The organism is Aquimarina sp. MAR_2010_214, from assembly GCF_002846555.1.
In the GTDB taxonomy this organism is placed as follows: domain Bacteria; phylum Bacteroidota; class Bacteroidia; order Flavobacteriales; family Flavobacteriaceae; genus Aquimarina.
Genome location: NZ_PJMS01000001.1, coordinates 526,847 through 538,547, shown reverse-complemented (window position 1 = coordinate 538,547; position 11,701 = coordinate 526,847). Strand labels below are relative to the sequence as shown.

Annotated in this window: 9 protein-coding genes; 6 read left to right on the top strand and 3 right to left on the bottom strand. The window is 34.2% G+C overall.

Annotated elements, in window-relative coordinates; genetic code table 11:
* Positions 1–142: 142 nt before the first annotated feature.
* Positions 143–925, top strand: coding sequence for an amidohydrolase (locus ATE84_RS02415; protein WP_101445507.1), 783 nt, complete (start codon positions 143–145; stop codon positions 923–925).
* Here ATE84_RS02415 and ATE84_RS02410 read toward each other — a convergent pair.
* A complete protein-coding gene (locus tag ATE84_RS02410) occupies positions 917–2,530 on the bottom strand; it encodes an Ig-like domain-containing protein (protein ID WP_101445505.1) in 1,614 nt (537 codons plus the stop codon). The genes ATE84_RS02415 and ATE84_RS02410 overlap by 9 nt on opposite strands.
* A 235-nt stretch (positions 2,531–2,765) precedes the next feature.
* Between ATE84_RS02410 and ATE84_RS02405 the strand changes: the two genes are divergently transcribed.
* Positions 2,766–3,764: an IS1595 family transposase gene (locus ATE84_RS02405; protein ID WP_101444842.1), complete on the top strand. Its 999-nt coding sequence runs from the start codon at positions 2,766–2,768 to the stop codon at positions 3,762–3,764.
* Positions 3,765–3,778: 14 nt separating this feature from the next.
* On the opposite strand, the gene ATE84_RS02400 is transcribed toward ATE84_RS02405, so the two are convergent.
* Positions 3,779–4,459: a ComF family protein gene (locus ATE84_RS02400; RefSeq protein ID WP_101445504.1), complete on the bottom strand. Its 681-nt coding sequence runs from the start codon at positions 4,457–4,459 to the stop codon at positions 3,779–3,781.
* Positions 4,460–4,532: 73 nt separating this feature from the next.
* Here ATE84_RS02400 and ATE84_RS02395 point away from each other — a divergent pair, with 73 nt between their 5' ends.
* The 3 genes from ATE84_RS02395 to ATE84_RS02385 all read left to right on the top strand — a co-directional run bounded on the left by ATE84_RS02395 (position 4,533) and on the right by ATE84_RS02385 (position 10,347).
* Positions 4,533–5,414 carry a hypothetical protein gene (locus ATE84_RS02395; RefSeq protein ID WP_101445502.1) on the top strand — a complete coding sequence of 294 codons (882 nt, stop codon included), beginning with the start codon at positions 4,533–4,535 and terminating at the stop codon, positions 5,412–5,414.
* A gap of 176 nt (positions 5,415–5,590) precedes the next feature.
* Complete coding sequence (locus tag ATE84_RS02390) at positions 5,591–7,126, top strand: glycine--tRNA ligase (protein ID WP_101445501.1); 1,536 nt, start codon at positions 5,591–5,593, stop codon at positions 7,124–7,126.
* Positions 7,127–7,350: 224 nt separating this feature from the next.
* A complete protein-coding gene (locus ATE84_RS02385; RefSeq protein ID WP_101445499.1) occupies positions 7,351–10,347 on the top strand; it encodes a T9SS type A sorting domain-containing protein in 2,997 nt (998 codons plus the stop codon).
* A 1-nt stretch (position 10,348) separates the two neighbouring features.
* On the opposite strand, the gene ATE84_RS02380 is transcribed toward ATE84_RS02385, so the two are convergent.
* Positions 10,349–10,717: a hypothetical protein gene (locus ATE84_RS02380; RefSeq protein WP_143273549.1), complete on the bottom strand. Its 369-nt coding sequence runs from the start codon at positions 10,715–10,717 to the stop codon at positions 10,349–10,351.
* A gap of 148 nt (positions 10,718–10,865) precedes the next feature.
* Between ATE84_RS02380 and ATE84_RS02375 the strand changes: the two genes are divergently transcribed.
* Complete coding sequence (locus ATE84_RS02375) at positions 10,866–11,630, top strand: exodeoxyribonuclease III (RefSeq protein ID WP_101445496.1); 765 nt, start codon at positions 10,866–10,868, stop codon at positions 11,628–11,630.
* The last annotated feature ends 71 nt before the right edge of the window (positions 11,631–11,701 follow it).

The window sequence follows — 11,701 nt, the reverse complement described above, 5'->3', positions numbered from 1 at the left end:
GTAATGTTGAATAACGAGATCTCTTTTCAAAATCATTTGTCGGCGATTAGATTTTAGTATTTTTAGGCGGTGAAATAATTGCATGTGATTTTATACTGATCTATTCAGTACAAATTTGATCTCTAAATTATAGTATACACAGATGAAAGAAACTCTAGATGTCGCATTACTCCAATCTCATTTGGCATGGGAAAACCCGGTACAGAATCGTGCAGCTTTTACTCAAAAAATTAATTCGATATCCCAGAAAGTGGATCTGATTATTTTACCCGAAATGTTCACTACAGGGTTTACAATGAATGCTATCGAAGTAGCAGAAAAAATGGGAGAGAATACTTTACAATGGCTAGAAAAAATGGCCAAATCGGCAGATTGTGCAATTGTAGGAAGTATTATTATTGAAGAAAAAGGAAACTATTATAATCGATTGGTTTTTATGCTACCTGATGGGACTTGTGAGGTGTATGATAAACATCAGTTGTTTACACTAGCCAAAGAACAGGAAGTATTTACTGCAGGGCAAAAAGATGTAATTATAGATTATAAAGGTTGGAGAATTAAACCACTAATTTGTTATGACCTTAGGTTTCCGGTATGGGCAAGAAATACTTCGGGATATGATGTGTTATTATATGTTGCCAGTTGGCCAAAACCTCGTATTAGTGCATGGGATGCATTGCTAAAAGCCAGAGCTATCGAAAATATGTGTTATTGTATCGGGGTAAATCGTGTAGGTCTTGATGGTAAAGGATATGAATACAACGGCCATTCTGGAGTATATGATGTTTTAGGAGATTCGGTTTTAGAAGAAAATCCTGTCGAGAGAGAAGCTATTTTATATGCAAGATTAGATAGTTCTCATGTCAAAAAAATAAGAAATAAATTACCTTTTCTTGATGATAAGGATAATTTTAAATTAATCTAATGTGAAGGTTTGCTTTATTTCCCAATTTGCTCTAACATCTATTGGTTCCTCAAAGTAACGAATTTCTTCGGGTTGTATTCCTTTTAAAAAATTACCGCTGTCCCACTTGCCATTATCATTACGGTCAAAAACGATTCTGATATAATATTTAGACGGATCGAGATAATCAAAAACCAAAGTTTCTTGACTTCGTACAATCTTTTCTGAGATCACTTCTTCATTCTCATTGGTTACTTGAACCAAAATCGGATAAGTTTCTACTTTTTTGAGTGTTAAGAAAATGGTTCCATAATCGGTTACTTTATTTGTCCGGAAATTGATTTTTATAGTGTCATTAACATTGCCAATGAAATCTTTAATAGCTTTTGGTAAAAACTGTAAAGTGTAGGCATTATTCTCTGCTTTTTCAAAATTTAGTAGAGCTTCATTTTTTGTAGTATCTAATTTGATAGAAAAAGGAACATCGAGTGTGTCCTTATCAGTTAGAGAGATTAGTTGCTCATTAATACTATCCAGAGCAGTATTTGCCGAAAAAACAAAATCTTTATTAGGTGCAAGTGTAGCTCCAATATCAGAGGATACTACAAGAGAATCTTTATACTGATCTTTGAATCGAGCAAGTACAGTATCTCTATATTTTTTGATATTAGTCACTTCAAATAATAATGAATCTGCTTTAAAAAATGGCCTAAACCAATAGTGTAATGTGTCTTTGTCTTTGTCAGGAAAGATTCGAGTTTCAAATGTATCTGGTGCTTCACTTAGCAACTTGATTTTCATGCTATCTACTTCACCTTCATACGGAAAAATAAATTTGTTTTTTGAGACTTGTTTAGGATTTAAAGCTTTAAAATCTAGGATTTCTTTAAATATATTAAGGTTGAAGACTTTGGCAGTGTCCTCAGGAAGTGATATTACCTCTTCATAAAACCCAATTTTATCCTGTTTAGGCTCATAGATATAATTATTAGAAACATCTTTTAAGGCAATGAGTTTAAATTTTCCTTCTTTCAGATTTTGAAGACTAAAAGCTAAGCTGTCTAAGGTATTGGTAATATATCTGGGAACAGTTTTGTATACCAATGAATCTGAGTAGTTTTCATCAACTTCGTACAAAGCTACGGTAATATAAGGATCTGCCTTTTTTTGAATAGCGTCACCAACAGTACCTTTTATACTTAGAGAATCGAGAAAGTCTCCTGTAGAAAAAACATATCTAAAAAAAGGATTAGGATTTTCTTCATTATTATCTACTACACTTTCGCCAAAATTGATGCTATAAGTTGTATTTTCTAATAAGGTATCAAGAAATTTAATTTTTATGTATTTACTAGCTCCCCCCATAGGAGTGATGGTTGGTTTAGGATCCATAGGAGGAGAAACGATAATTTGTTTTTGCGGATCTTTTAGTTTTACATATTCATCAAAATAGATTCTGATTTCTTTTTTGTTAAAATTTGTAGAGAAATTGGGAGGCGTAGCTTTTATAAAAACCGGAGGAGTCTCATCTTTAGGACCACCGGTTATAGAACCTTTTTTGGCACAACTAACCACAATGACAAGTGATGCCAAGGTAAGCAATATCGTATTTATTCTTTTGCTCATATCTCCGCAATAATTTTAGGACACAAAGAAACAACTATATTTAAAAAACAAAAAACTTAATGAAATTCTATTTAAGGGTTAATTCAAAATTGACTTACAAATAGAATACATCGAATTGATTTTACTTATATAATTAAGGTTTCAAATTTAGATTTGTTGATCTATTTTATATCAAATGTTATTGGCTAAGTTCTAATTAGAATATGTTTTATCTTTACTTTATAAAAACGGAGAAATGATACCAGAAGATTTTAGAGATTTTTTCATTAGTTCATCGGCTTTGGTTCAATCAGAAATTGTTTCCACATTATTGGAGATCTCTACTGAGGGTTCAGCCCTGATTGATAGCAATCAGAGTAAAGCCATAAGCTGTCCTCATTGTAAGTGCAATAAAATTAAGGCTAATGGTAAGCTCAAAGGAGTACAGCGCTATGTTTGTAATACTTGTCATAAAAACTTTAGTGAAACTACCGGTAAGTTCTGGTACAACCTCAAGAAGAAAGACAAAGTTAATCGTTATTTATTCTGTTTACTCTCTGGATATAGTATTCGCAAGAGTGCCAAAGAAACAGGGATTTCTATTCAGACTTCTTTTGATTGGAGGCACAAATTACTTGTCTCCTTTGGGAGCGTAAGTGTGGATGAATTCCAAGGAATCCTAGAGAGTGATGATCTTTTCTTTGCTTACTCTGAAAAAGGGAATCGAAATTTGGATCGTCCTGCTAGAAAACGTGGCGCAAAGGCAAGTAAAGCTGGTCTCAGTAATGAAAAAGTAGCTGTGATAGCCAGTTGTGACCGATCAGGGAACAAAGATTTCAAAGTAGCTACCAGAGGTCGCATTAGTAAAAGTGACTTGGAGACTATATTACAAGGGAAGTTGGCTAAAGTAGAAACCCTTTGTAGCGACAGTCACAGAAGCTATACTGCATTTGCAAAAGACAAGAAGGTAGCACACAAAAAATTTAATGCTTCGAAGGGTCAAAGAGCTGTTGACAAAATATATCACGTACAAAATGTGAATAATATGGATATGCGTCTAAGGAAATTTATGGAGCCCTTCAATGGAGTGGCAACAAAATACCTTCAGAATTATCTGAATTGGTTTTTAGTCTTAGAAAAAATAAAAAATTCAACCAGTAAAATGGCAACCGTAGCAGCTATAGCCTTTGCTTCCAATACTGCCTGGATGGAATTTAAAAACATAGTAGTAAATAATATGCTTTTTAGAACTTAGCCATGTTATTCTAATTACTCTGTTATAGCTATTGTGGCAACACTTATTTTGATACCAGGAATAGATTTTAAAGCGTTTACACAAGATTCTATTGTTGCACCTGTTGTAACAATATCATCAACCAACAAAATATGCTTATTCACAAGTAAGGACTCATTTTGAACTCCGAATGTTTCAACCGTGTTTATCCACCTGCTAAGTCTTCCGTGTTTGGATTGTTTTTTATTGTAAGAAATTTTTTTCAAAACAGAATCGACATATTCAGCATTTAGTTTTTTGGCAATTTCGACTCCGAATTTTCCTACTTGATTATACCCCCTTTCCTGTAATCTCTTTTTGTGTAAAGGAACTGGGATTACAGAATCAATAATTTGGTATTCAGCTGTTTGAATTAGCTCCTGACCAAGCCATTTACCTAGTTCTTCTCCTATTTCTTCTCTTCCCCTATACTTTAGGTTATGAATTAAATTTTGTACTAAACTATCTTTATGAAATACAAATAAAGCAGTAGCATTTTCAATTTTGACACGACCATAAAATACTTTTTCAATTTTTTTTGCGTTTACGTTATGGAAATTGCCCAAAGGAAGCTCGTGCCTACATGAAGTACACAGTAACCTTTCATTAGTATATAGAGGACTGTCACAGGCAGCACAATATATAGGATAGAATAAATACGCTAAGTCTCTTAGCATTTTATTAGGGAGATTAACATTAATTATTATATTTAGCTATTAAAATAACCATCAAAAATTATAAATCTTAATTATGACAACTCAAAACAATAACTTAACCCTTAAGATTCTTATCGGTGTTCTAGGAGCACTGCTACTTATTTTAGGGATATTTACGTATAAGTTTTACAACGAAGAGAAGCAAAATAAAGCAATTTTGCAACAAGAAAAGGATCTTATTGAAAGTGAATTAGGAGAATTGATAACAAAGTATGACAATGCTATTGCTCTTAATGAAGTAATGGATGACCATTTACTTAAGGCTAAAGAACGTATCGTAGTCTTATTAGATAGCGTAAAAGATAATGACGCTAACCTAGCTTTAATCTCTCGTTACAGAAGAGAAGTAGGTAAACTTAAGAAAGAACGCGAAAGATTGTTTAAGCTTGCTGATAGTTTAACAGTTGCAAATACGCAATTAACTACAGATTTAGATAGTACTTCTGTTGCATTAAATAAAAGAATAATTTTATCAGATTCTTTACAGACTCAAAACAGCAAACTTGCTGAGATAGTAGAAAGAGGCTCGGCGCTTACAGCAGCAAATATTAAAGCTGAAGGAGTACGTGTGCGTAACAGTGGTAAAATATCAACTACTTCTAAAGCGAGTAGAGCTGAAAAAGTAAGAGTTTGTTTTACACTTGCACCAAATAAATTAACTGAAAAAGGAGATAAAAACCTTTATGTACAAGTAGTTAACCCTGGTAATGTTTTGATAGGAGATAAGATAGCAGTAAACTTTGATAGTGCTACACTTACTTATAGTGGAACTAATAAAGTATTCTATGAAAATGAAGCATTAGATGTTTGTGTATTAGTAGATGCTGTAGAAGGAGAACTAGTTAAAGGGAACTATATCGTAAATGTATTCTCTGGACCAAAAATGATCTCAAACACTCAGTTTGAACTAAGATAAATTTTTTAGATACAGAATTAAAAACCGTCATATTGCTTAAAATATGACGGTTTTTTTATGCTTTTTCCAGAAATTGCTTTCGATATGTAATCCCTACATTAGCATCTGATGAAGATTTTAATAAAAACAAAATCAGATTCGTTTTCAAATCATTTAAATTCAGTTATTTTTGCGCAATGGCAAAGCAAGAAGATAAATTTAAAAAAGTTATTGCCCATGCTAAGGAGTATGGGTATATTTTTGGTTCTAGTGAAATTTATGATGGACTAAGTGCAGTATATGATTATGGTCAAAATGGCGTAGAACTTAAAAAGAATATAAGAGAATATTGGTGGAAAAGCATGGTGAATATGCACCAGAATATTGTTGGTCTTGATGCTGCAATATTTATGCATCCTACAACTTGGAAGGCTTCTGGCCACGTAGACGCTTTTAGTGATCCGCTTATTGATAATAAAGATTCTAAAAAAAGATATAGAGCCGATGTGCTTATAGAGGATTACGCAGAGAAGCTTAATCAAAAGGCTCAAAAAGAAATCGCTAAAGCCAAAAAACGTTTTGGGGATGATTTTGATGAAGCTCAATTTGTAGCTACTAACCCAAGAGTGGTCAAATACCTTTCTAAAAAAGAAGAGGTTATACAGCGTATGGCAAAATCTTTAGAAAACGAAGATCTTGCAGATGTAAAGGCACTAATAGAAGAATTAGGAATTGCTGATCCGGATACTGGTTCTAAAAACTGGACAGAGGTGCGACAATTTAACCTAATGTTTGGTACTAAACTAGGAGCATCTGCAGAATCTGCTACCGATTTGTTCTTAAGACCAGAAACTGCTCAAGGTATTTTTGTGAATTTTTTAAATGTTCAGAAAACAGGACGAATGAAAATACCGTTTGGGATTGCTCAAACCGGAAAAGCATTTAGAAATGAGATTGTAGCGCGCCAGTTTATTTTTAGGATGCGAGAGTTTGAACAAATGGAAATGCAATTCTTCGTACGTCCTGGTGAGGAAATGAAATGGTATGAATACTGGAAAGAAACCCGATTAAATTGGCATTTATCATTAGGATTAGGTAAAGAGAACTATCGTTTTCATGATCATGATAAGCTAGCACACTATGCAAATGCAGCAGCCGATATTGAATTTGATTTTCCATTTGGATTTAAAGAATTAGAAGGAATTCACTCCAGAACAGATTTTGACCTTAAAGCACATGAAGAGCATTCTGGTAAGAAACTACAGTTTTTTGACCCCGAGTTAAAAGAAAGTTATGTTCCTTATGTTGTCGAAACTTCGGTTGGATTAGATAGAATGTTTCTGGCTGTATTCTCTACCGCATTACAAGATGAAGAATTAGAAGATGGAACCAGTAGAGTGGTATTAAAATTACCCGCAGTTGTTGCCCCTGTAAAAGCGGCAATATTTCCATTGGTTAAAAAAGAAGGTTTGCCAGAGATAGCACAGCAGATTGTCGATGACCTAAAATGGAAATTTAATGTTATTTATGATGAAAAAGATGCTATTGGGCGTCGATATAGAAGACAAGATGCTAATGGTACTCCATTTTGTATCACAGTAGATCACGATACTAAAAAAGACAACATGGTCACTATACGAGATCGGGATACTATGGAGCAGAAACGAGTGGCGATTACAGAACTTAAAGCAATCATCTCTGAAAAAACAGATGCCGAGTATTGGTTAAAATAATTCTGGGAAAGATTCTCCCTGATAAAGCTGCCTTATTATAAGGCAGCTTTATTATTTTAATAGAAACAATGGCAAGATGTAATCATTGATGTTTTTTTAAATATTGACTGTTTTTTTTATCAATACTTAGGATAAGATGCCTAATCATTGTCATATTTTGAAGTTTAATTGTATTTTAGTCTCTAAGTAAAGCGCCAGTCAGATCTTAATATAAATTGTTATTTATGCCATTGAAGAAAATTGTAATAGTTTCTTTTCTATTTTTTGTTACCATTGGGTTTTCGCAAAAGAAAAAAACCATGAATGCAAGTATGGTGAGTACTGCTGCTTATATGAGAACGATAGAACCATTGGCAGGAAAAAAATTATTACCAGGTAAGCCAAGAGAAGGTAAGATTAACCCTAGAAGAACAGATGCAAATAAGATTGTTCCAGGAAAAGGGTTTCCCAAAGGAATGGATCCATTACTTGTAAAACAAAAAAGTAATCAGGTGGTGAGAGCTGGTAAAGCCCCTTCACTTACATTTGAGGTAAATTCTAGTGATAGAGCTCCTTCAGACCCAACGGGAGCAATTGGCCCGAATCATTATGTAAGTGCCAAAAACTTTGAATTTGCAATACATGATAGAAGTGGTAATGAGTTAGTAGCTTCATCATCATTAGCTAATATATTCCCAGGAGAAACTCTTGGAGACCCAATTGTATTTTATGATAGTTTTGCAGATCGATTTGTAATCACTCAGTTCTCTAATACTCCTAATGGATTTTTGGTAGCAGTAGGTCAAGGACCAGACCCTGTAAATGACGGATGGTTTACATATCGATTTAATACAGAAAGTTTTCCTGATTATACAAAATTTTCAATTTGGTCTGATGGATATTATGTAACGGCTAATAAAGATCAAAATTCGGTACAAACCAGCGAGATTGTATTTGTGATCGAAAGAGAAAAAATGCTACAAGGAGCAGAAGAAGGAAATGTAAAAATGTTAGGATTTCCGCTTCCAGGAGCTAGAATAGGTGGTTTTTATAGTCCGGCATCATTTAATGCTTTAGGAAAAACATTACCTCCCGATGGAGATGCAAGAATTATTTATTTTCAGGATGATGAATGGGAAGGTGTCGATCAGGATATTTTAAAACTATGGAAAATAAATGTAGATTGGATTTCTCCTAGTCAATCTACAATTACAGAAGCAGAAGAACTTACTGTAACATCATTTGATTCTACTTTTGATGGCGGATCTTTTGGGAACTTACCACAGCCAGGTAGTGATCGAAATATTGATGCATTGCAAGGTGCAGTTATGTTTGCCAGTAATTACAGGAGGTTTTGTAACTATAATTCTGTACTACTCAATCATGTAGTAGACATAGATGCAGATGCAGATGATGTAGCAGGAATACGGTGGTACGAACTACGACAAAATGGAGATGGTCAACCCTGGACTGTATTTCAAGAAGGAACTTATACTTCTCCTGATGGTAAAAGTGCTTGGTGTGGAAGTATGGCAATGGATATTTATGGTAATATTGGTATGGGGTATACTACAATGGGTACGACCAGTACCGGGGCAAGTGCAGATAGTTTCGCTTCAATTCGATATACCGGTAGGCTTGCGAGTGACCCATTAGGAACCATGACCATAGCAGAACAAGATATTAAAATAGGAACCGATATACAGCGTGAAGGAGATCCACAACGATACGGAGATTATGCACAACTTACCGTAGATCCTGTTGATGATCAAACATTTTGGCACATTGCAGAATATTTTGAAAATACGGGCAACAATTCAAGGAATGTAGTAGGAGTTTTTAAAGTGGCGAGCACGGTTACTACCGATGTGGGAGTAGTAAGTATAGATGCCCCAGGAAAAGATGATACTTTTACCAATTCTGAAAACATTACTGTAATGGTTAAGAATTTCGGATCTACGGCACAGAACAATATACAAGTTACATATTCTATTAATGGAGGCCCAGTAGTTAATGAGTTATTAGCGGGGCCTGTAGCTCCTTTAGAGACAGTTTCTTTCTCATTTGCTACCAATACAGATCTTAGTACAGAAAGGGTATATACTATAACAGCAGAAACTAATGCGGCAGGAGATACCAATCCAGAAAATGATTGTAGCGAGGCAACACTTAATAATTTATTTTCTGTAGATGTAGGAGCGGCAGAACTAATTTCTCCTGCTCCCGATAGTGGAGTTACAGTTTCTGAAGAAGCAATTGTCATTACTCTCTATAACTATGGCTCTACTGCACAAACTAATATTCCGGTTTTTTATACTTTAAATAATGGGGCCAGAGTAGAAGAGGTTTTTACAGGTACCCTGCAACCACAAACAGAAGTAAGTTATACGTTTACTACTTTGGCGGACGTAACAGGAACAGGAACTTTCCAATTTCAATTAGGAACTGCCTTAACTGCTGATGAAAATGCAGAAAATGATGTTATTACTAGAACAATAGAAAGACAGTTTTGCCGGCCAACTTCTGATTGTTCAAAATTTAATGATGGAGTAACATATTTTCGGCTATCAAACGTTACCAATTCTGATATAAACTGTACTATTGATTCTACAGGATATGAGGATTTCTCAAATGATTTTACGATCAATTTAAATCGTTCAGTAGGAACCTTTATTCTTACTGTGCAATCTGGATTTGCTAATGAAGAAGAGTCTGAACGATTATCATTATGGATTGATTTTAATGACAATACCGTTTTTGAAGAATCCGAATTATTATTGGATAATGTAGTTTTTAAAAAAGAAAATAGCAATCAGGATATTATACTCTCATTGCCTAATGATGCAGCTTTAGGAAAACATTTTCTTAGAGTGAGGGCAGGAGATGTAGGAACAAATAATGGAGGAATCCTTAATGACCCTTGTAGTTCTATGGATTTCGGAACTACTCATGATTATACTGTGGATATAGGAGAAAATAAAAGTATAGAGAATGAGGTTCTTGTGATTGCTAATCCTAATAATCAGTTTTTGATCACCAAAGAAGATGCCGGGCTAGAAAAAGAACTAAGAGTTTATGTTTTTAATGTACTTGGGCAGATTATTGCTTCCAACCTAGTAAGAAAAGATGCCAATGACAGGTTTGCGTATACTATAGATATGTCATACGCAAGATCAGGAATCTATTTTGTTAGGTTTGGTGAAAAGAAAAAACAATATGCTGCTAAGTTTTACGTTCAGTAACCTACTTATTGCGAGTAGTAATTTCTGTTATAGAAACAGGGCGAGCATTGTCGCATCTACTTGCCATTCTAAGGCTAGAAAACTTTACCCAAACGTATTGAGGAACCTCGGCTTTAAAAAACTCGCCAAGATTAATCGGATCCAGATTATCTTTATATTCTTCAACATTTAAAATATAAGGACATCCTACAGATTTACTACTCACTATAGTGCCTTTACTAAATCCTTTATCTATCATTTCTTTTGATGCTATAAGCTGAGTATCACTTTTTGAGTCTGAAGTATTTTTAGTATCCACTCCTTTTGCAGGAACACAATTGTATGCGCTAAATAGGAGAAGTAAGCAGGTCAATTTAAGCATGTTTTTCATGATTTGTGGTTGTTTACTATAAAGATGATAAAAATTTATTAGAATATAATACAATTTATATGTCAATTTAAATTCATAATAGATGATTAAAATGTATCGATATGACGCTTCATTTTTTATTTTTACTAAAATTTAAACCACGAGTTCAATGAAAATCGTCTCCTATAACGTAAACGGAATTAGAGCAGCAATAAACAAGGGATTTTTAGAATGGTTACAACAAACCGACCCAGATGTGATTTGCCTTCAGGAAATAAAAGCAAACAAAGAACAGCTAGATCTCGACCTGTTTTCAGAAGCTGGATATCCACATAACTACTGGTACAGTGCTCAGAAAAAAGGATATAGCGGGGTTGCAATTTTATCTAAAACAGCACCTGATCATGTAGAGTATGGTACCGGGATTGATTATATGGATTTTGAAGGCCGTAATCTAAGAGCTGATTTTAATGGGGTATCTATAATGAGTTTATACCTTCCCAGTGGTACCAATATGGACCGTTTGGAGCATAAGCTAAAATATATGGCAGATTTTCAAACCTATATAAACGAATTAAAAAAAGAACACCCCAATCTGGTGATACTGGGAGATTATAACATATGTCATAAAGCCATTGATATTCATGATCCGGTACGTAATAAAAAAGTATCAGGGTTTTTGCCAGTAGAGCGTGAGTGGATTGGTAATTTTATCGATAGTGGTTTTATTGATTCTTTTAGACATTTTAATACAGAACCAGATCAATATTCATGGTGGAGTTATAGAGCCAATGCCAGAGCAAATAATAAAGGATGGCGTTTGGATTATGGTATGGTGTCTCAACCCTTACAAGATAATTTAAAAAGAGCCGTTATTCTATCAGAAGCCAAACATAGCGACCACTGCCCTATTGTAGTCGAATTAGAGGTATAGGTGTATTTGAAAACATTGACGCTATTGTTTCAATGTAATATCGTTACATCTAAGTAGTCTATTAAATAAAG